This is a genomic window from Sarcina ventriculi (assembly GCF_900456775.1).
Lineage (GTDB): Bacteria > Bacillota > Clostridia > Clostridiales > Clostridiaceae > Sarcina > Sarcina ventriculi.
This window is the reverse complement of the sequence record NZ_UAUL01000010.1, coordinates 30,488-51,663: the sequence shown is the minus strand read 5'-3', so window position 1 is coordinate 51,663 and position 21,176 is coordinate 30,488. Positions and strand designations below refer to the sequence as shown.

The 21,176-nt window shown below is 26.9% G+C and carries 21 protein-coding genes; 1 reads left to right on the top strand and 20 read right to left on the bottom strand.

Going from position 1 to position 21,176, the window contains the following annotated elements; genetic code table 11:
- Positions 1-182: 182 nt before the first annotated feature.
- The 15 genes from DR020_RS09585 to DR020_RS09515 all read right to left on the bottom strand — a co-directional run bounded on the left by DR020_RS09585 (position 183) and on the right by DR020_RS09515 (position 15,150).
- Positions 183-1,346 (bottom strand): iron-containing alcohol dehydrogenase, encoded by a 1,164-nt coding sequence (locus DR020_RS09585; RefSeq protein ID WP_058991832.1) that lies wholly within the window; start codon positions 1,344-1,346, stop codon positions 183-185.
- Between the two features lie 183 nt (positions 1,347-1,529).
- Entirely contained in the window at positions 1,530-3,515 is a 1,986-nt protein-coding gene (locus tag DR020_RS09580) for a glycosyltransferase (protein WP_112365816.1), read from the bottom strand.
- A gap of 230 nt (positions 3,516-3,745) precedes the next feature.
- On the bottom strand, positions 3,746-4,924 hold the full coding sequence (locus DR020_RS09575; protein WP_321523640.1) for a glycosyltransferase family 2 protein: 1,179 nt from the start codon (positions 4,922-4,924) through the stop codon (positions 3,746-3,748).
- The gene (locus DR020_RS09570; RefSeq protein ID WP_112365814.1) at positions 4,921-5,727 is read right to left on the bottom strand and encodes a glycosyltransferase; all 807 of its coding nucleotides are present in this window, start codon (positions 5,725-5,727) and stop codon (positions 4,921-4,923) included. Before DR020_RS09570 ends, DR020_RS09575 begins: the two co-directional genes overlap by 4 nt.
- A 183-nt stretch (positions 5,728-5,910) precedes the next feature.
- Entirely contained in the window at positions 5,911-6,159 is a 249-nt protein-coding gene (locus DR020_RS09565; protein ID WP_055257045.1) for a TIGR03905 family TSCPD domain-containing protein, read from the bottom strand.
- Between the two features lie 198 nt (positions 6,160-6,357).
- A complete protein-coding gene (locus DR020_RS09560) occupies positions 6,358-7,758 on the bottom strand; it encodes an aminopeptidase (protein ID WP_112365813.1) in 1,401 nt (466 codons plus the stop codon).
- Between the two features lie 56 nt (positions 7,759-7,814).
- On the bottom strand, positions 7,815-8,744 hold the full coding sequence (locus DR020_RS09555) for a magnesium transporter CorA family protein (RefSeq protein WP_055257047.1): 930 nt from the start codon (positions 8,742-8,744) through the stop codon (positions 7,815-7,817).
- A gap of 53 nt (positions 8,745-8,797) precedes the next feature.
- Positions 8,798-9,709 carry an HPr(Ser) kinase/phosphatase gene (gene hprK, locus DR020_RS09550; protein ID WP_055257048.1) on the bottom strand — a complete coding sequence of 304 codons (912 nt, stop codon included), beginning with the start codon at positions 9,707-9,709 and terminating at the stop codon, positions 8,798-8,800.
- Positions 9,710-9,732: 23 nt separating this feature from the next.
- Entirely contained in the window at positions 9,733-9,930 is a 198-nt protein-coding gene (locus DR020_RS09545; RefSeq protein WP_055257049.1) for a DUF896 domain-containing protein, read from the bottom strand.
- A gap of 429 nt (positions 9,931-10,359) precedes the next feature.
- A complete protein-coding gene (locus DR020_RS09540; protein ID WP_055257050.1) occupies positions 10,360-10,755 on the bottom strand; it encodes a hypothetical protein in 396 nt (131 codons plus the stop codon).
- Positions 10,756-10,775: 20 nt separating this feature from the next.
- A complete protein-coding gene (locus tag DR020_RS09535) occupies positions 10,776-11,045 on the bottom strand; it encodes a DUF1292 domain-containing protein (RefSeq protein WP_112365812.1) in 270 nt (89 codons plus the stop codon).
- An 18-nt stretch (positions 11,046-11,063) separates the two neighbouring features.
- Positions 11,064-13,367: an RNA polymerase recycling motor HelD gene (helD, locus tag DR020_RS09530; protein ID WP_112365811.1), complete on the bottom strand. Its 2,304-nt coding sequence runs from the start codon at positions 13,365-13,367 to the stop codon at positions 11,064-11,066.
- A 108-nt stretch (positions 13,368-13,475) separates the two neighbouring features.
- Positions 13,476-13,925 carry a MarR family winged helix-turn-helix transcriptional regulator gene (locus DR020_RS09525; RefSeq protein ID WP_055257053.1) on the bottom strand — a complete coding sequence of 150 codons (450 nt, stop codon included), beginning with the start codon at positions 13,923-13,925 and terminating at the stop codon, positions 13,476-13,478.
- 167 nt (positions 13,926-14,092) lie between these two features.
- A complete protein-coding gene (locus DR020_RS09520) occupies positions 14,093-14,596 on the bottom strand; it encodes a flavin reductase family protein (protein ID WP_058991843.1) in 504 nt (167 codons plus the stop codon).
- 14 nt (positions 14,597-14,610) lie between these two features.
- A complete protein-coding gene (locus DR020_RS09515; protein ID WP_070101121.1) occupies positions 14,611-15,150 on the bottom strand; it encodes a deoxycytidylate deaminase in 540 nt (179 codons plus the stop codon).
- 215 nt (positions 15,151-15,365) lie between these two features.
- On the opposite strand from DR020_RS09515, the gene DR020_RS09510 reads away from it, so the two are divergent.
- Complete coding sequence (locus DR020_RS09510; protein WP_055257055.1) at positions 15,366-15,911, top strand: tetratricopeptide repeat protein; 546 nt, start codon at positions 15,366-15,368, stop codon at positions 15,909-15,911.
- Positions 15,912-15,959: 48 nt separating this feature from the next.
- Here the strand turns inward: DR020_RS09510 and DR020_RS09505 are convergent, their stop codons facing one another.
- The 5 genes from DR020_RS09505 to DR020_RS09485 all read right to left on the bottom strand — a co-directional run bounded on the left by DR020_RS09505 (position 15,960) and on the right by DR020_RS09485 (position 21,084).
- Positions 15,960-17,525, bottom strand: coding sequence for a ClC family H(+)/Cl(-) exchange transporter (locus DR020_RS09505; RefSeq protein WP_112365810.1), 1,566 nt, complete (start codon positions 17,523-17,525; stop codon positions 15,960-15,962).
- 139 nt (positions 17,526-17,664) lie between these two features.
- Positions 17,665-19,119, bottom strand: a complete 1,455-nt coding sequence (gene pdxR / locus DR020_RS09500; RefSeq protein WP_055257057.1) for a MocR-like pyridoxine biosynthesis transcription factor PdxR — start codon at positions 19,117-19,119, stop codon at positions 17,665-17,667.
- Positions 19,120-19,171: 52 nt separating this feature from the next.
- Positions 19,172-20,332, bottom strand: a complete 1,161-nt coding sequence (gene alr, locus DR020_RS09495; RefSeq protein ID WP_055257058.1) for an alanine racemase — start codon at positions 20,330-20,332, stop codon at positions 19,172-19,174.
- Positions 20,333-20,475: 143 nt separating this feature from the next.
- Positions 20,476-20,682, bottom strand: coding sequence for a heavy-metal-associated domain-containing protein (locus DR020_RS09490; RefSeq protein WP_055257059.1), 207 nt, complete (start codon positions 20,680-20,682; stop codon positions 20,476-20,478).
- A 129-nt stretch (positions 20,683-20,811) separates the two neighbouring features.
- A complete protein-coding gene (locus DR020_RS09485) occupies positions 20,812-21,084 on the bottom strand; it encodes an SHOCT domain-containing protein (RefSeq protein ID WP_055257060.1) in 273 nt (90 codons plus the stop codon).
- Positions 21,085-21,176 lie beyond the last annotated feature (92 nt).

Below are 21,176 nucleotides of genomic sequence, written 5' to 3'. Positions count from 1 at the left end.
TATTAATAAATTTAGTTTTTATTTTTTTATTAATATTTTGTAAATTTTTATTTTTAATGAATTTTTATTATATTTAATCATTTTTTACCTATTAAATTAAAATTAAAATTTACATAATATTAAAAACAATATTATCTTAGAAATAAATAAAAAAGCTATGAAAAATATTTTTCATAGCTTTTTTATAATGCAAGATTATATATGTTTATTATATCATTTTTATTTAATTTTACAAAATTACCACATAAACCATTCTTAGTTGCTCTTTTTGCCATATATTCAAAGTTAGAACTATCTATATAAACTTCTTTTAAACTTGTTGGAAGACCAATTTTTTTATAAAAATCTTTTAATGCTTCTATTCCTCTTAATGCAGTTTCCTCTAAATTGTCATAATTTATATCTATATTCCAAACTCTATTAGCTAATTGAACAAACCTATTTATATCCACTTTATAAACATATTTCATCCAAGCTGGAAGTATTATACTAATACCTGCGCCATGGGTTATATCATACAAGCCACTTAACTCATGTTCTATAGTATGTGTAGCAAAATCTCCTTTTCTTCCTACACTTAAAAGTTCACTATGAGCTGCAATACCTCCTAGTAAAATCTCCAATCTAGCATCATAATTTTCTTTATCATCTAATAATTTTTCACCATTATCTATAAGAGATTTTATTGTGCTTTCACAAAGCCTGTCCGCAAGATCAGCTCGTGCATTTGGAGTAAAATAAATCTCTAATATATGAGCTATTAAATCAGCTACACCGCATTGTGTCTGATACATTGGTACTGTAAATGTCAATTCTGGATTTAAAATAGAAAACTTTGGTGCTATTGATTTATGACGAAGAAGTCTCTTTTCCTTATTTTCTTCATTGTTAATTACAAGAGCTTCACTTGTTTCGCTCCCTGAACCTGCAATTGTTAAAATTACTCCAAGAGGCAATCCATCTCTTTTTATTTTACCATTTCTAAATATATCCCATATATCTTCATCATTATTTACACCTATCGCTATTGCTTTAGCTGAATCTATTACACTTCCTCCACCTATTGCTAAAATAAAACTTATATCATTTTCCTTACATATTTTTATGCCTTCTCTAACTAATGATACCCTAGGATTAGGCATAACTCCAGATAACTCTATAAATTCTATATTATTCATTTTTAAAGATTTTACTACTTTTTCATAAAGTCCTATTTTTTTAATGCTTCCTCCGCCATAATGCAAAAGAATTTTATTACTATACTTTTTTATTTCTTCACCAACTAAAAGTTCACTCTCTCGCCCTATTATAATCTTAGTATTGCTACTAATTGTTAAATTCTCCATTTCTATTCCTCCATAAAATACAATTATTAGCATAAAAAATTAAATAAATATGTTTTGATATTACAATACATTTTTTATATATTAAGATTATAATTAATATAATAAAAAAAAATAAGAACCACTATTATAATTTTTTTTATCTTTAGTGGTTCTTATTTAAGAAATAAATATAATTAAATTATATTAAGCTCCGTATATAAAAACATCTGCTTCTGTGTCTGTTAATTTATCAGTATATGCTTGTCTTCTATTAACTGTATGATAAGCCTTTAAATTTTCGACATAAATTTTCATTATATTTATTTTCTCCTCTGGTGTTAAATCATCAAATTTTACACCAATTATTCCATTTTTTATTCGAGCAACAGTTCCTTTAATAAATACATCATGTCCAAATTCTGATATATTCATTTCTAATTTTTCGCCTACTTTTAGTATACTATTTGTTACTTTTTCTATAGTTTTGTTTTTTGCATTATCTTCTTTATAAAGGTCTATTCCAACTCCTTCATCAGATATATTTAATATCCTACATGCAACAAAACCATCATTTTGTATTTTAAATCTTGACTTCATAGGTACTTTTAAATCAACACGTTCTGTAGCTCTATATACAGGTTTTTGATATGCTACTCTTATACATACTAAAAGACCATAAACATTATATATTCCCCACGCAATATTTATAACATATCCTTCGATGTTTATCATACCATGTAGTATGTAATATGTTCCTATACACCATGATAAAACAGAAAGAATTACAAGTACTATGTGAGGTAATGTAACTTTTAATTGATAGTATGCCTTATCATTTGATATATCTTTAGGAGTTACATTAAATTTAGTTTTTAATCCAAACAATTCTCTTATAACAGATAATGATATATGAGGTGCCATTGCAACTTCATATATATGAGACCATCTTATACTTCTATTTCCAGGAGATAGTATTTTAAAAACTAATATCTGACCTAAATAAAATGGAATAAATACTGTTAAAAGATTTAATACAGTCGCTCTTAAAACAAGTACACCAAACATAAGATACGCCATAGGCCAAAGCATATATACCATTTTTTGAATACTTGAAAACCAATATATGACTCCATCTATGTAAGCTATTTTTTGAGGCAAAGTTAATTTCTTTCTAAATAACGGATTAAATTCTCTTATTACTTGAAGATTTCCTCTGCACCAACGATCTCTTTGCTTTACAAGATCTGCATATGTTGTAGCGCTTAATCCATAAACAAGTTCTTCATTTATAAACAAGGTTTCATACCCTTCCTCTTGAAGCATCATTCCTACAGCCATATCTTCAGTTATAGAACATGTTGGATATCCTCCAATTTGGTCTACATATTTTTTTCTAAATATAGCATTAGTTCCTATATGTAAAACTGCATTTATTGAAGCTCTTGCTGCTTGTATATCCCTCATGAAGAAATCTTGTTCATTTGGTATATGCTTGTCTAAGTTATATTGATACATATCTTGATTATAATAAACCTGAGGTATTTGAACAAAAGCTAATTTTTCCTTTGAAAAATATCCAACTGTTCTCTCTAGGAAGTTTTTCTTAGGAATCATATCTGCATCTAATACTGCAAATAAATCACCTTTTATTATTTTTAAAGCATTGTTTATATTACCAGCTTTAGCTCCTTCATTACCTTCTCTTGTAATATATCCAGCACCATATCTTTGGCATAGCGCTTTCATACTATCACGCTTACCATCATCACAAACATAAACTTTTAATTTTCCTTTTACATAGTTCATTTTTAATGCTGCTATTAATGTTTTCTCTACTAATTTTAAAGGTTCATTATACGTACATATAAGAATATCAACATTTGGTATTTCACCTTCTTTAAAGTCTGCCAATGTTTTTCTTTCAACAACATATTTTTTAGTGAAAAGATATTGGAAATTGAAAAATTGAAGCATTCCAATAATCTCTGCAATAATTAATATAATTCCTAAAACAAAACTTAAAATAGAATTATTAGGAACAGTTGTAAATCTCCAAACTATATAAGTTACGCATACTATAATACTGACTATTAGTAGCACCTTTTTAAAGTCAGGTTTTACTTTTGCTAATATGAAACTTACTGTTAAGATACACATAGCAATAATAAAGTATATAATAAAGTATATCATTTATTTCCCCCTCTAATTTAGATATTTCTCCTTTCTTTATATTTAACAATTATATTAATTGCTTAATTAATATTATAATAGGATTATAGCCCTATTACAATATGATAGTAGCTTTATTTTTCAATTATGCGCATAAAAAAAACTGCATTTATAATAATTTATTCCAATATTTTTAAATAAAATATTTTATTTATAATTGAATTAAACTATTATAATGCAATTTTTATTTTTTAGCCTTTAGATATAGTTGTCCCAATTTCAGGAATATCTACAGTTTTCTTTTCTATTATATATTTTTGAACTTTTCTAGTATCGTGATATGCTTTTAAATTATCTGCATAAATACTTACTATATTTTTTCTTTCATCACATGTTAATTCTTTAAATTTAACACCCACTAAATCTTTATCTATTCTAGTTATTACACCTTTTACAAAAGAATCTTTATTGTTAGCGTCATGTAAATTTACAAATATATCTTGTCCAATTTCTAATTTTGTTTTTCTTAGACTAACTTTATCTTTTTTAACTGATTTGTTTGTTGCTAGACTTATGCCAACGCCTTCATCTGATATATTTATAACTTCACATTGACCAAGTTCACAACCATTTATTCCAAATTCAGTCTTCATAGGTGTTTTCAATGCTATTCTTTCTGAAACTCTAAATATTGGCTTTTGATAAGCAACCTTTATACAAGTTATAATAGCCATAAAATTATATAAACTCCAAGCCATATTTATTAAGTAAGGACCTATTCCAATATATCTCTCTACTAAACAATAAGTTCCAATTGACCAAGAGATCACTGATAATATTGCAAGTACTATATGTGGCATAGCTACTCCAAGTTGAAAATATGGTTTTTTACTCAAACCATCCTTTGGTGTAACATTAAATCCTATTTTAAACTTAAGCATTTCTCTAATTACTGATAATGATATATGCGGTGCCATTGATACCTCATATATATGAGACCATTTTAAACTCCTTGTTCTTGGAGATAATGCAGCAAAAACTAATATTTGCCCAAGGAAAAACGGAATAAACATTTCCAATAAGTTTTCTAAAGTGGTATTTAAAATTAAAACTCCAAAAGTCAAATATAAAATCGGAGCTATAATATATACCATCTTTTGCAAACTAGAAAACCAATATAAAACTCCATCCCAATAAGCTAACTTTTGTGATGCTGTAAGACCTTTTCTAACTAAAGGGTTAAAACCTTTCATTACTTGAAGATTTCCTCTACACCAACGATCCCTTTGTTTTACTAAATCCTCAAAAGTTGTAGCACTTAATCCATAAACAAGTTCTTCATTTATAAATACTGTTTTATATCCTCTATCTTGTAAAAGCATACCAACAGCCATATCTTCTGTTATTGATGTTGTAGGATAACCCCCTATTCATCAACATATTTTTTTCTAAATACTGCATTAGTTCCTATATGTAAAACAGCATTTATAGACGCTCTTGCAGATTGTATATCTCTCATAAAGAAATCTTGTTCATTTGGAACTTTCTTTCTAAGATTATATTGATACATATCTTGGTTATAATAAACTTGAGGAGTTTGTACAAATGCTACATTTTCTTCTGAGAAATATCCAATAGTTCTCTCTAAGAAATTCTTTGTTGGAATCATATCTGCATCTAATACTGCAAATAAATCACCCTTTATAACTTTTAAAGCATTATTGATATTTCCTGCCTTAGCACCTTCATTACCTTCTCTTGTTATATAGCCTATGTTATATTTACCACATAATCTTTTTAATTCATCTCGTTTACCATCATCACAAACATATACATTAAGCTTACCCTTAACATAGTTCATTTGAGTAGCTGCTAACATTGTTTTTTCAACTAATTTTAATGGTTCATTATATGTACATATAAGAACATCCACTTCTGGAATCTTATCCTCTGCAAAATCAGATAAGGTTCTTTGTTTTAATTTGTAATTTTTAGTAAATAAGTATTCAAATATAAAAAATTGTGATACACCTATAAGCTCAGAAATTAATAATATCGCTCCCAGTGCAAAATTTAACACTGAATTTGATGGAACTGTTGTAAATCTCCAAACTATATAAGTAATAGTTATTACGCTACTTATTATTATTAGTAATCTTCTATATTCCGGTTTTATTTTTGCTAATACAAAACTTACTAAAAGAAGCACAACAGCTATAATAAAATATATCATTTTTTCAACCTTCCCTATTTATTATTATTTTTTCATTTTAATGCTATATTTAAACTCACCCCCTTAACTCTACTTTATTTTACATTATTTAAACTATTTTATTACTTATAATAAAATATATTTGTAATGTAATTTTACAACCAACATATAGCACTTAATCTTTTGATTACTTACCATTTACTACTAAAGGTTAGCCTTTTTCCATTCTTCTAATGCTTTACTCAACTGATCTGGACAGGATGTTCCCTTTCCTCTACAATCAACGCCTCTTAATTTTTCAATTACTTCATCTATGTCCATACCATCTATGAGCTTTGATAAACCAATTAAATTTCCTGGACATCCATTTACAAAATTCAAGTTTTTAATCTTGTTATCAATTATATCAAAACTCATTTCTTTTGCACAGACTCCTGATGGTTTAAATTTCATAAAATCCCCTCCTTTTACTCACATATTATCTTATACCTAAATCATTTTACAATCAATAAGAAATTTATTAAGTTCATATTTTATTATTATTTTAATTTTTTATTATTAATATATTAATATTTTCATTTATTTTTTTATGATTTTTTTACTTTTATAACAAAAATAAAGAGTATTATCAAAAGATAATACTCTTTATTTTTAAGCTTCTTCATAAAATACTTTATAACATCTCATAGTTTCATATATATCAGCTTTTGAAGCAACTTCATATGGAGCATGCATATTTTGAAGAGCTACACCACAATCTATAACTTCCATATTATATTGAGCTAAGATGTAAGCGATAGTTCCACCGCCTCCTTGATCAACTTTTCCAAGTTCTCCGGTTTGCCAAGTTACATTATTTTTATCCATAATATTTCTTAAATGTGCTATAAATTCTGGATTAGCGTCATTGCATCCTGACTTTCCTCTCGCTCCTGTATATTTACTAAACACAACACCATTTCCTAAAAAAGCAGTATTTTTCTTTTCAACTACTGATGGGAAATTTGGATCATATGCAACAGTTACATCAGCTGATAAAAATTTAGAATTAGCTAATGCTCTTCTTAGCTTAAGTTCTGAATAATCTCCTAATCTATCCATAACTTCTGCTAAAATATTTTCAAAATATCTTGAAGTCATACCAGTAGCTCCTACGCTACCAATTTCTTCTTTATCTACAAATAATCCTACACAAGTCTTATTAGTATTTTTAACGCTTAGCATTGCTTCAAAAGAAGTATACGCACATATTCTATCATCATGACCATATCCCATAACCATACTTCTGTCTAAGCCATAATCTCTAGCTTTTCCAGCTGGCACTATTTCAAGTTCTGATGATACAAAATCCTCTTCCTCTATATCATATTTTTCTTTTAAAAGAGCTAAAATATTTTCCTTTACCTTTTCTTTAGCACCTTCATCATTAACTGGAATACTTCCAACTAAAAGATTTAAATCTTCTCCTTCTATAACTACTGAAGCTTTTTTACCTAATTGATCAGATGATAAGTGAATTAGAAGGTCTGATATTCCAACAACTGGATCTTCATCATCTTCTCCTATAGAGATATTTATTAAAGAACCATCTTTTTTAATTATAACTCCATGAATTGCTAGTGGAAGAGCCACCCATTGATATTTTTTAATACCTCCATAATAATGAGTTTCTATCATCGCAAGATTTGAATCTTCATATAATGGATTCGCTTTCAAATCTATTCTAGGAGCATCAATATGTGATCCAACTATCCTTAATCCATTTTCTAAAGGTTCATCTCCTATTATAAACATAGCTAGACTTTTTCCTTTATTAGTTGAATATAATCTATCTCCAACCTTTATTTTTTCACCTTTTTTTATTATTTCATCTAAATCTTTATACCCATTAGACTTAGCTATTTCTATAAGTTTTACAACGCATTCTCTTTCTGTTTTAGCTTTTGATATAAAATCTTTATATCTATTTGAAAAATCAAATACTTCTTTTTTATCTGCATCTGAATATTTTTCCCATGCACAAACTATTCTTTTTTCTATTTCTTTTAACATGCATTTAGCCTCCCCAGTATTAATTAAATTAATTTTATAATAGAACTATCATATTGTCAAAGTATTCTTTTATGCTTAAATATAACTAATAATATTATTGTTACACATGTTAACAACAATATTATTGCATAAAACCCAGCTACATATTCCTTAAACGGCATATAACTAAAATTCATAGAAAAAATAGCTGTTATAAGCTCAAGTGGTAGAAATATTGCTGTAATTATGGTAAAGACCTTCATAAGTTCATTTGTTTTATTAGCTATTTCAGATTCATAAGCCTCTCTAACTAAAGCTAATTCTTGAGATAAATTATCTAAAGATATCATAAGCTTCTCTAATTTCTTGCTTATAGCTCTAAAAAATATTATTGCTTCTTCGCTTATAACACCGTTTTCATTAAGCAAAATAACATCACCTATATATCTTAATGGTTTTAAAAGTTTTCGAAGCTTATATGTTTCCCTTCTAATAAACAACAATGCATTTAATTGTTCCTTGTGAGGTTCTTTTAAAATATCAAGTTCTATTTTATCACCTCTAGTTTCAAGTTCTGATATTATATTATAATTTTTTACTATAATTCTATCTAAAATATAGTAAAGTATTATAGAAGGTTCCCTTATTTCTTTTAACAGATGACAATTCTTATCCTCTTTTATATCTCTTATAAGTTCTTCTAAAATTTTTATAGGGCTTTTATAAACTGTTATTATAAAATCTTTTCCTAAAAATATATTCATCTCTTTTGATTTTATTTGTTTATTTTGTTGTTCTAATATTCCTATTAATATAAATATATAATTATTATAATAATCTATTCTTTGTTGTTGATTATAATCTAAACATTCTTTAATGCATTCTGTACTAAATGAATATGGAATATTTTTTATTTCTGCCGATTCTGCAACAATCCAACATTTAAAAGTATTTTTTTTCCAATTATTTTCTATCTTAAATCCATCATCGATATTAAATATAACCATATCTTATCACCTAACTTTTGATATGGTCATATTTTTTTCATATTAAACAAATTTTATTCTTCCTCAAGTTCCATCATTCTTTTTTCTATAATTTCTACAGGAGTTGTATTAGACATTAAATTGTATCTATAATTTGCAGCAGCTGCCTCTATAATAACAGCTATGTTTCTTCCTGGTCTTACTGGAACTCTCAGTTTTTTAATATTGACACCTAATATTTCTAGATATTCATTATTTATTCCTAATCTATCATAATCTCCATCATCTTTCCAATGTTCGAAATGTATTACTATTTTAATTTCTTTAGTAGCAAGTATAGAACTCAAACCATAAAGAGCTGCTACATCTATTATTCCCATACCTCTAACTTCCAACATTCCAAAAGTTATCCTAGGAGATGTCCCCATAAGCTCTCCATCTAATTCTTTAATATCTACCGCATCATCTGAAACAAGCCTATGTCCCCTTTTTATAAGCTCCAAAGCAGTTTCACTTTTCCCTATTCCACTTTCCCCAGTTATCAACATACCTATACCATATACATCAACTAAAACGCCATGAAGCCTAGTTTCTGGTGCCATTTGATCTGCTAAGTACATAGTTAACTTACTTATAAATTTCGTAGTTATCATATCTGTTCTTAAAATCCATGTTTTATTTTTTTTAACAGCTTTTAAAACTTCTTCTTGTATTTCTAAATCCCTAGTCACTATCATACATGATATATCAAAAGAAAAAAACTTATTTAGTCTTTTCTTTCTAATATCTTGACCCATATCTTCTATAAAACTCCATTCAGCTTTTCCAATTACTTGAATTCTTTCTGGAGCAAAATAATTATAAAATCCAGCAAGTTGAAGTCCTGGTCTATTTATATCATTTACACTAATAGGCACATTCTCTTGTCCTTTTATTAAAACCTCTAAGTTAAAATCTTTGATAAGCTTTTCTATAGTTACGCTCAATTTTATCACCCTTTAAACTAATGTTATTTTTTGCTTATAATACTGTCTTTTTTATTATTTATTTTTATTGTCTCTAATTGAGCCCTTAAATTATTTTTAAATCTGTCTATATAATCTCTTCTTAAAACTTGCTGTTCCTTTTTTTCTTCATCTGTTAAACCAATTTCCTTACTTTTTTTACTTAATTCATTGATTCTGCTTACCAATTCATCTATATTCATTTATTTTATCTCCTTTTAAAATAATTTATAAAAATACATCTTTTTAACAATAATTATTAAACATTTATTCATGCTTATATTTAATATTATACATAAAAATTATGCCATAAAACCTTACAAAAATAGACCTAGTAAAAACTAGGTCTATTAAAACCAAAATATCAAATCTCCCATTATGCCGTCACACCTATAGCTTTATACCTGCGTCTCGCAGGTGGGTTTTACTCAACTTTTACTAATAATCTTCTGTTATCTAAAAGATAATACCAAAAGGTTGAAGTCCTATTAGCTTGAATTTTTTGCAAATCCCGAAAATATAATGTAGGTTAAAAATATAGGCTTCGCGTACATCTTAGGATAATTAATTTATGACTTAATTATAGCACAATATAATTTAAAATCAATAAATTTTTAATTTTTTTATAAATTTTATATATTTAAATCATACATTATTTTATCAATATCTAAATCATCATCCTCGCAAGCTATGGCTAATAAAAACTCCCTATACCCATAATTGTCTTCATCTATTTCTCTTGCAACAAATTCAACTTCCACATCTAAATCTGAAACCAAATCTTCCATTATTTCCTCTACTGAGTCTTGTGCAATATCATTTAAATAAGGAATTACGCCCTCATTAATCCATCCTATACTATCTTCTTCAAAATCCGTTTCTTCATTTGCATAACATTTAGCTGCATTTATTTCCACATCATCAAATTTATAAATTACTTTAACAACTAAGGCATTTTCATAATTCACATTTTTAATAATTTCTAATTCTGAATCTTTTAAATAATTTAAAATCTTTATTTTATCCATAAATATTATCTCCCTAACTTTTATTCATTATATAATAGTTCCTTATATTTTTTTCTAACCTCATTAAATTCATTATCATCCTCTACAAGGTTATATTCTATTTTCTCTAAAACAGTATCTACTCTAAATATAAATGCATCATCTTCATTTTTTTCTCCCTCAAGAGGCGATAATATTATATATTCCTTTTCATATTTTGTATCCTCATTTAAAAATATTTTTGCTACAACTTCAAATTCTATTTTATTTCCATCTTCATCTCTAAAAGCCATCACTTTATTTTCTTCCATATTAACTTCCTTTCCTGTTTACTGCACAAGCTCTGATATATTATTTTTAAAAAACACATATTCATAATGAAGAGCTCTAGTTAAAACAACATATAATAATTTCTTATCCATTTCATTATCTGCATACACATCATCATCTAAATTATAAACTATAGAACAATCAAACTCTAGTCCTTTAGTTAAATACGACGGTATTATTATTTTATCTAAATTTAATTCTTTGTTATCTTCCTTAACTAAAGTAAACTCATATTTTGAGTATTTTCTAATCGCATCTTTTATTTTTTTACATTCTTTTTTATTTTTCCCTATTATAGCTATAGAAGTTCTACCAGCTTCTATTATTTTTTCAACTATTTTATCTACCATTTCACAAAACTCTTTATTATTATTAAACTTTATAATTTCAGGTTTATCTCCGTGTCTTAGTATTGGTTTTGCAGAGATTTCATAATTTTTTTGCTTTTGCAAAACTTTATTGGCAAATTCTATAATTTCAACTGTGCTTCTATAACTTTGTTTTAAAACTTTGTATATGCTTTTTCCATCAAATATATTATCTACTACATCAGACCACGACTTTATTCCCTTATAATAATATATTCCTTGCCCTAAATCTCCTACAATAGTTAATGAATTACCTTGCGTCATCATAGATATAACTTTCATTTGTAACATTGAATAATCCTGTGCCTCATCTACGACTATATGTTTTACTAAGTTATGTTCTGTAATACCTTCTATCTTAAATTTAATATATAACATGGCTGCTAAATCATCTGAATCCACTATATCATTTTTCAAATTTTCTTCTAATGAATTTTTTATATATTCTCCTAAATCTTTCGGTATTACATTGCATATTACTTTTTCAAAAAATTCTTCATCTTTAAACATATCTAAATATATATTAGATGTATTTAATCCCTTCCATTTCTCAAAATAATCATTAAACTCCTTCTTCAAAACCCCTTGAAATTCTCTTTTAAAATTATCTCTCTCATCATATAACAGTATAAGTTTTTCACGTCTTTCTTTAGAATCTTCCATTTGTTTTTTTAGTCTAGCTATTTTATATTCATAATTAAAATCTATCTTATCTAATACTGTTAATACTTTTTCTTTAATCTTTAAAGAAAAGTATCTTTTTATTTCATCTTTTCTCTTATTTATAGGGTATTTTATTAAATCTTTTGTAAAAAGCCTTTTTATTTCCTTTTTATCAAAAAGAGTATACCCTTTAATAACTATATTCTCTATATTAGAATCTTTAGTTTCTAAAACTTTTAAATAAATATCTAATATTTTCTTAAATTGCCAAGAACCCTTAAATCTACTTTCCTTTAAAAGAAACTTAATTTTTTCATCATCTTTGTCCTCTAAAAAACTTATAAACTTCTTATCTTTTGTTATTATTTTACTTTTTGATTTTATATTCAAAAATTCACTTGCTATATCCTCAAAAGTTTTTTGCTTAACATGATTAACCCCTAAATCAGGTAACACTTCTGATATATAGTCTAAAAATAATTTATTAGGAGCGATAACTAAAATATCCTTAGCCTCTAAAACTTCTTTATATCTATACAAAAGATATGCTAACCTATGAAGCGCTACGGTTGTCTTACCAGAACCTGCTGATCCCTGTATTATAAGAGGAAAATTTTTATCAGCTCTAATTACTTCATTTTGTTCTTTTTGTATAGTAGCAACAACTTCTTTTAATTTATTTCCTGTCCCGTTCTCTAAATTTATTCTAAGAAATTCATCAATTAAAGCTTCACCTTCCTCATTATTTAGATTAGCTTTTAATATTATTTCATTTAATCCCTCATCAAAACATTTTACAATTTCATTATCTTCATATAAAAATTTTCTTTTTAATTTAAGTTCTCCATTTATTACTCCAGCTGGTGCCTTATAATATGCCTCCCCTTGAGTTCCACTATAATATAAATCCGCAATTGGTGCCCTCCAATCAATTACTTTCTCCTCCCCCTCCCTAACATCTCCTAAGCTATTTTTTCCTATATAGAAACTCTCAATATCCTTTCTAAACTCTCTAAAATCTATCCTTGCAAAATATGGTTTTAAATTTGACTCCTCATATACTTCTAAATTTTTTTCAACTATATTAAAAAGCTTTTTATTTATAAAAAGTTCCTCATTATACGCACCCTTAGCCCCCTTTTCAAGATCACTTATTTTATCCTTTAAGTTTTTTTCATCTATCTTTATTCTACTTATCTCATTATGTATCCATTTTCTAATTTCAACTAATTTTTCTTTTTCTTCATTTAAAACATCTTTATCTCTATTCATAATATTAAATTCCTTTCTAAAATCCGTTTTAACATAACATTAATATATTATAATAAAGCTAATAAAAATAGACAATCAAAAAGTAGATTGTCTATTTTTATTAATATTTTATTTTTCATATTTGTCATGAAAAAACTTTGATAAACTTTCTAAAGAACTAATTAAAACATCCTCTTCTTGTTTATTCAACTTCTCTATAGTAGCTTTTATCATCTCATCATGAAACTTCTTATGAAGATAGCTAGCGTTTTTCCCTTTTTCAGTTAATTTCACCAAAACTATTCTTCTATCCTCTTCTATCCTACGTCTTTCCACATATCCCTTTTTTATAAGTTTATTAATAGCAGTTGTAAGTGTGCCAACGGTTATACTAAGATCATTTGCAATCTCTGACATTGTTCTCTCTTCCTTCTCACCAATTGCCTCTATTGTATGGATTTCAGTTACTGATAAATCTGATAATTCCTCGCTTTTTTTTAAAGATTTTTCTTCTATTCTTAAAATATCATTAAATAATTTAACTAAAAGATTATTTAACACACCCCTATTATCTGTCATACATTCATTCCTCTCTTTTATTCTCTCAAATTCTTATTTTTTTATCTTGTTTTAATAAATATTAGATAAAGAATGAAATCTTAATACCTCAATTTACAAATAAATTTTCATTATAATATATTTCGATAATCGAAGCATATTCGTAAAATTAGTACTAACAATTTACTCTAAATATCTTTTCCTTTATAGCAATTAACTATTTCTGCAAAATATAAAATATGAGTATCTCCAGCACTATAAAAACTATCTTTTATATCATTAGGAAGCTCTTCTGTCTTCAATTTATTGCTATATAAAACTTTACATTCATAATAAACATCACACTTATCCACAATTGCAAACATTTCGTCTTTACCACTTATAAAATTTATCTTTGCTTCGTTTTCTTTATCCACATTTCTTCCAGATTTGCTTCCGCAAACACCTAATGCTTGCTTTAAATCACTGCTAAAAGGAATGCTTACTGTAAAAGAATTACTCTTTTCTATAAATTCATTAGTATATCTTTGTGGTCTTATAAGAGCCATAAATACTGGCTTTCCCCACATAAATCCAACAGAACCCCAACTTATAGTCATAGTATTCACTTTATCATCAACTTTAGCTGTTAAAAACGCGCCTTGTTTGTGTAAATATTCCATAGATAAATTCAATTTTTCATTAAAATCCATAATTTTTCCTCCATTTAATATAATTTAACTTCTTTTAAAAGCTTTTTTGCTCTTTCTATTTCTCTAATATGTTTTATCTTATACTCTTCTCTTTCTTTGTTTAAAGCAGTTTCATATTTTTCATATTCGATTTCTGCCTCTTTTAAAAGTTGTAATCCTAACCCTGTTGGGTATTCACCTTTAAAAATAACCTTTTTTATTCCTGATTGTATAATGCTAATGCAACAAAATACACACGGCTGAGTTGTTACATAAAGTGTTGCTCCATTGCAACTAATTCCATGTTTTGCACATTGATTTATTGCATTAGCTTCCGCATGACCTGCTCTACAAAGTTCTAATCCAAGTCCTGATGGAATATTTCTCTTTCTTCTTTCACAATATCCAATATCAGAACAATGTACAGTTCCAGTTGGTGCACCATTGTATCCTGTTGCAATTATTTGCCTATCTTTTATAATAACAGCCCCAACCTGTCTACTTAAACAAGTGCTTCTTAATTTGCTATCTTCTGCAATATCCATAGCCCACTCTGTAAATAACTTACGTTCCATAGAAAATCCCCCTCTTCTTTAGTTTCTCTACTTTATATTTTAAAACATTTTAGATAATTTGCAATATACAGACTAAATTACTATTAATTTTGATAAATGATTTTATTCTTCTTCACTAATATATAAAAAAATACAAGATTTTATTACTTATAAATTTTTTATATTTAATTTTACATTTTTGTAAAATTATGTTAAAATTAAATAGGGGTGAATATATGAATATAGATAAAGAAATTAATAAAATATGGTCTTATTATGATAATTTTAATTACCAAGAAGCATTAAATATATGCGATAAAATACTAAACAGATATCCATATTTTGAAGAAATTTTAGAAGTAAAAGCTTATATTTTTTATATAAATGGTTATTTAGAAGAAAGTATTGTTTGCTGGGAAAGCAATTTTTCAGAAAACAATAATACATCTGCTAAATTTTGTCTAGATAACTTAAAAAATTATAAAGAGTTAAAAAATTTATATAATGATGCTTTAATAGATATTGAAAACAAAAAATTAAATAATGCTTTAGATAAATTGATAACATGTTCTCATAGTGATTTTAATAAAATACCTGTTGGAAATGCCATAGAAAAATGTAACCTTTTAAAACTAGGTGTTCTATCTAAAGATATTGATATAGAAGAAGAACTAATTTTTAAAAAAACTAATTCTATTTTTAAATTTAATTTAATTCAAAACATAAGATATATATTAAAATGTATAAAAAATTCGTTAAAAAGAAAATTATCTTTGAATTAATTAAATAAGGCTTAAAGAGTATCCTTTAAGCCTTAAAAATATATGTAATTAATCTACATCTTCTTTTTCACAAAGTTTTTCTAAATAGGTTCTAAGATTTGCTTCTTTATCTTCAGAAACTATTGCAACCACATAATCTCCTGCACGAATCATTGTATTTCCATTTGGTATTATATCGCTACCACTTCTCTCAACTGATACCATTAAAGCACCATCTGGAAGCTTTATATCTTTTAATTTTTTTCCAACTATTGGTGTTCCTAAATGAACTATATATTTTACTAAAACTTTTTCTGAACCATCACCAACTATCATACCAGTATTAGCTTTTATTCTTCTCTCTAATAATGATTCATAAATTGGTTTACTTCCGATTAAGTCTGCAACTAAAAAAGCTACACCGCAAACTACGGCAACTGCACCTAATTGTGAGAAGTTTCCACTCATTTCACAAACTAATATAAGCCCTGTTAAAGGTGCTCTAACTATTGATGAAAACATTCCTGCCATTGCAATTAATATAAAATTCATTAATAAACCTTGACTAAGACCAAAATAAGTAACTGATATATCTCCAAATGCAACTCCAACTAATGCCCCTAATGTTAAAAGTGGAAACAATATTCCACCTGGAGAATCAGATGAGAAACTTATCATTGAAAATATAAACTTAAATACTAAAAGCATTATTGCTACTTTAATTGCCATGCCATTAACTAGTATATTATTTATAAGATCATTTCCACCACCTAATATTTGTGGCATAGTCAAACCAAAAACTAAAGCAAACATAAATGGAATCATCATTCTATATCTAAGTTTAGCTTTTATTTTTTTATAAAGGTCTTGAGTTTTTAACAGTACTAGATTATAAAATGCACCTGCAAATCCTAATATAATTCCTAAAGCTATAAGTAATGCATAATCTTCAAAAGGAATTACTGAAAGTGCATGGGTATCTAGGATAGGCTTAGATCCAAAAAATATCCAAGTAACTAAATCTGAACTAACAGCAGCTGCTATCGCAGATAATAAAATTATAGGAGAAAAATTTTTATGTACTTCTTCCATCGCAAACATAGCACCTGCTAAAGGCGCATTAAACGCTGCTGAAAGACCTGCTCCTGCTCCACTTGTTAAAAGAAATCTCTCCTCTAATTTTATTCTTTTAAACAACTTACTTATTATTTGTCCAACACTTGCACCTAATTGAATTGAAGGCCCTTCTATTCCAAGAGATAAGCCCCCTCCAATAGCTATAACTCCACCTATAAATTTAGTTATTAATATTCTAACTGGTGAAACTTCAAAATATCCTGTAAGCATACCTTCAACTTGTGGTATACCGCTACCACTTATCATTCCATCATTTTCAACAAGTCTACCAACAATATATCCCATTATTGCTAAAACTATTATGCCTAGAATTATATATATTTTGTTGGCATCCATAAAGGCATATGCCGCTTTTGTATACCCATCTAAATAATCTAATATAAGCCTATATAATGATATTACAAATCCAGCACCTACACCTATTATGATACTTTCTAGAATAACTCTAAGTTTTAACCCTTTTAAAGTTTCATAGACTTTAGATGTTTTATTACCCAAAGTTTACACTCCTTTCTTAAAATTCAGTACGATTTATTATAACTCTTAAAATACAGTTACTCAACCATTATAAGATATTACTAACCATAAAAAAAACTAATCCTTAAAATAATTAATATTAAATTTACAATCTAAAGTATTAGTTATTTTTAGATTTCAAACTAAAAATAACTTCTCCAATTATTTTTATTCCTTCTTCAATTTCCTCCTCACTAGTCCTAGAAAATCCTATTCTCATCCAATTCTTTTCTTCTTTATTTATAAAAAATATATCCCCTGGCATAAACACTACATTCCTTTTATAACATTCTTTTAAAATATCTCTAGTATTTAACCCATTAATTTTTACAAATATATAAAGTCCACCATTGCCTAAAACTTTATCATATGGTATATACTTTTCTATTGTCTTTATAGTAAAATCGTATCTATCTTTATAATATTTTCTTATTTTTTTTACATACCTCTTAAAAGAACCACTTTCCATATACTTGTGAAAAATACCTTGATCTATAAAAGATGTATGTATATTTCTAGCGCGTTTTACACTCTCTAAAACATTTATAAGTTTTTCATCTGCAAAAATCCAACCAATTCTTATCCCTGGAAATAATATTTTAGAAAAGCTCCCAGCATAAATAACACCATTTCCCATATTACTTAACGCTATAAGAGGCGCTACATGGGAACTTGAATATACTAATTCTTCATTAAATCCATCCTCTATTATAGGTACTTTATACTTTTTACAGATATTATATACATTTTGCCTCTTCTCACCATCCATTACTATACCTGTTGGATTATGGTATGATGGAATCAAATATATAATTTTAGGAGTATACTTTTTTAAGGTTTCTTCTAAACTATCTAAGTTTATTCCATCATCATCCATCTTTATGGGTTTTATATTCAATTTATGAGCTTTCATTATTTTTATAGCAGTATTATGTGTTGGATTCTCACAAGCAATCACATCATTTGGTTTTGTAAGAGTACTAAGAAGTATATCAAAAGCTTCAGTAAAGCCATTTGTTATTAGAATATCCTTTCCATCTGTAAGTACACCTTTTTTCCTCATATATTCCTTTATATATTCTATTAATGGTTTATATCCCTTTGCATATCCATAATTTAAAAGTTTATCTCCCTCCATAGAAAAAACATTTAAAAAAGCCCTTTTAAACTCTTCTAAGTCAAAAAAGCTCTCATCTGGTGCTATACTTTTAAAGGAAATCATTCCTCTCTTCCACGGCAATTCCGTTTTGACCACATCTAACTCTTCACATAGTCTACCGTAATCCTCTATAAAATTATTCCATTTCACTTTAAAATCATCACTTTTTATCTCTTTTTCAATAGCTACAAAAGTTCCTTTTCCTCTAAAAGTTTCTATAATTCCCTCGTTTTCTAAATTTTCATAAGCTAATATTACAGAATTCCTACTAATACCTAAAACTTTACTAACTTCTCTAGTTGATGGAAGTTTACTTCCCTTTTTTAATATACCCTTATCTATCTCTTTTTTTATATGGTTTTGTATCTGAATGTGTATCTTTTCTTCTTTATTTATATTTAAGGATGAAAAAATCAAAATCTCACCTACTTATTCTTTATTCTTCCCTAATTATAATATAAAAAAGCAATTAAATATAGTTACGTATACTTTTAACTTTTCCATCTTCTATATAAACTCTTGGAATTCTTTGCTTTATCATACATAAAACTTCATAATTTATTGTTCCCATAGCTTTAGCCATATCATCTGCATCAAATTTTAAATCTTTATCCTTACCTAGAACTATAACCTCATCTCCTACATGAACATCTCCTATATCAGTTACATCAATCATACATTGATCCATACATATAGTTCCAACTACCGGAGCAAATTTTCCATTTATTATAACTTTAGCCTTTCCAGTTAAAGCCCTAGAATAGCCATCTGCATATCCAATAGGAAGTGTTGCTATAATACTCTTTCTTTCTGTTTTAAACTTCCTTCCATAACTTACGTACTCATTCTTGTCCAAAATTTTAACATGAGCTACCTGTGTCTTTATAGTTATAGCCTTTTTTAAATCTAAATTTTGTTTTAATACATCTTCTGATGGATAATAACCATAAAGAACTATTCCAGCTCTTACACCATCTAAGTACGTATTAGGCATATCTATTATAGCCCCGCTATTTGATACATGCTTTAAAGGTATATTAACTCCTTTACTTACTAGTTTTTCATTAAAATCAGTAAATTTTTTATATTGCTTATTTGAATAATTTTTATCACTTTCATCTGCGGTAGCAAAATGAGTAAATATTCCAACCACTTCTAAACCTTTTAAAGAAGAAATTTTCAAAATTTCATTTAAACTATTATCATTTATTAAAAAACCTATTCTTCCCATTCCTGTATCTAACGCTACATGAACTTTAGCTTTTTTTCCTAAATTTAATGCTATTTCTGATAATTTTGTAGCATACTCTAAATCAAAGATTGTTTGCTCAATATCATAGTTTATTAAATCGGCTGCAAATTCTAAAGGAGTATAGCCAAGTATCATAATAGGAGTATTAATATTTCCATGCCTAAGTTCCATAGCCTCTGTTATAACTGCTACTGCAAGTTTTGTAGCCCCATTTTCTACTAATGTTTTAGACACATCTAAAGCTCCATGACCATAAGCATCTGCTTTAACCACTGCTATTAATTCTTTTGTATCAACTCTTCTTTTTATACTATCTATATTATATTTTATTGCATCTAAATCAATTTCTGCCCATACAGGTCTTATCATTTTATTCATTTTCTATTTACCTACCTTTTAAATTCCGTATCTTAATCTCTATTATTATTATATTAAAAATCTTATTAAAAGAAAGAACCACCAAAGACCTTATTTAAGTCCTTAGTGGTTTTTTATATCTTCTTTATGTAAATATGTATTTATTATATTTCTTCAATGCTTATAACATCATATCCTGCTTCATCTATAGCATCAATTATTTCTTGATTATTCTTTGAAGTTTCAGCCTTTGCATATTTTCCATCTAAATTCACTTCAATTGAAGTAGCTCCTAATTCTTCTAAAGCTTCTTTTACATGTGCAACACAATGTTGACAACTCATTCCATCTATCATTATTTTTTTCATAATTATCTCTCCTTTTACATATACTCCCCACCCTCGGGGGGTAATTTATTTTTATTATATACCTTTATTTCTATTTGTCAATATTTAATATAATATAAAAATAAAATATTACACTAAAATTTTAAAATAAATCTATCTTAGTATTTGATTTTTTTTGAAATTATATTCCTCATCTGAAATTTCACCTTTAGAATATCTTTCATTTAATATCTCTAAAGCCTTATTATTTAAATTATCACTTTTAGAAAGATTTAGCTTATTAGAAAGATTAAATTTATTTTCGTTATTGTTATTTCTAAAAATTTTATAGGCAAAATAAACTATAGCACATATAACAATTATAGTGATTAAAAAGCCTAAAAAACCAAAGCCAAAGCCCCCTGAACCTCCAAATCCATAACACATGATATCAACTCCTTATTCTCTACTCCCCCGTGGGGTGGTATATATGTATTATATACCTTTATTTTTTAATGTCAATACACACAAAAGGGTAT

Bases quoted from the DNA above. Each gene is read 5' to 3' on its own strand.
- DR020_RS09485 (WP_055257060.1), bottom strand. From the start codon at position 21,084: ATGTGTTATGGATTTGGAGGTTCAGGGGGCTTTGGCTTTGGTTTTTTA.
- DR020_RS09525 (WP_055257053.1), bottom strand. From the start codon at position 13,925: ATGACAGATAATAGGGGTGTGTTAAATAATCTTTTAGTTAAATTATTT.
- DR020_RS09540 (WP_055257050.1), bottom strand. From the start codon at position 10,755: ATGGATAAAATAAAGATTTTAAATTATTTAAAAGATTCAGAATTAGAA.
- DR020_RS09585 (WP_058991832.1), bottom strand. From the start codon at position 1,346: ATGGAGAATTTAACAATTAGTAGCAATACTAAGATTATAATAGGGCGA.
- DR020_RS09570 (WP_112365814.1), bottom strand. From the start codon at position 5,727: ATGATATATTTTATTATAGCTGTTGTGCTTCTTTTAGTAAGTTTTGTA.
- DR020_RS09535 (WP_112365812.1), bottom strand. From the start codon at position 11,045: ATGGAAGAAAATAAAGTGATGGCTTTTAGAGATGAAGATGGAAATAAA.
- helD (WP_112365811.1), bottom strand. From the start codon at position 13,367: ATGAATAGAGATAAAGATGTTTTAAATGAAGAAAAAGAAAAATTAGTT.
- DR020_RS09580 (WP_112365816.1), bottom strand. From the start codon at position 3,515: ATGATATACTTTATTATATACTTTATTATTGCTATGTGTATCTTAACA.
- DR020_RS09560 (WP_112365813.1), bottom strand. From the start codon at position 7,758: ATGTTAAAAGAAATAGAAAAAAGAATAGTTTGTGCATGGGAAAAATAT.
- DR020_RS09565 (WP_055257045.1), bottom strand. From the start codon at position 6,159: ATGAAATTTAAACCATCAGGAGTCTGTGCAAAAGAAATGAGTTTTGAT.
- DR020_RS09545 (WP_055257049.1), bottom strand. From the start codon at position 9,930: ATGAATATAGATGAATTGGTAAGCAGAATCAATGAATTAAGTAAAAAA.
- alr (WP_055257058.1), bottom strand. From the start codon at position 20,332: ATGAATAAAATGATAAGACCTGTATGGGCAGAAATTGATTTAGATGCA.
- DR020_RS09510 (WP_055257055.1), top strand. From the start codon at position 15,366: ATGAATATAGATAAAGAAATTAATAAAATATGGTCTTATTATGATAAT.
- DR020_RS09555 (WP_055257047.1), bottom strand. From the start codon at position 8,744: ATGGTTATATTTAATATCGATGATGGATTTAAGATAGAAAATAATTGG.
- DR020_RS09520 (WP_058991843.1), bottom strand. From the start codon at position 14,596: ATGGATTTTAATGAAAAATTGAATTTATCTATGGAATATTTACACAAA.
- DR020_RS09515 (WP_070101121.1), bottom strand. From the start codon at position 15,150: ATGGAACGTAAGTTATTTACAGAGTGGGCTATGGATATTGCAGAAGAT.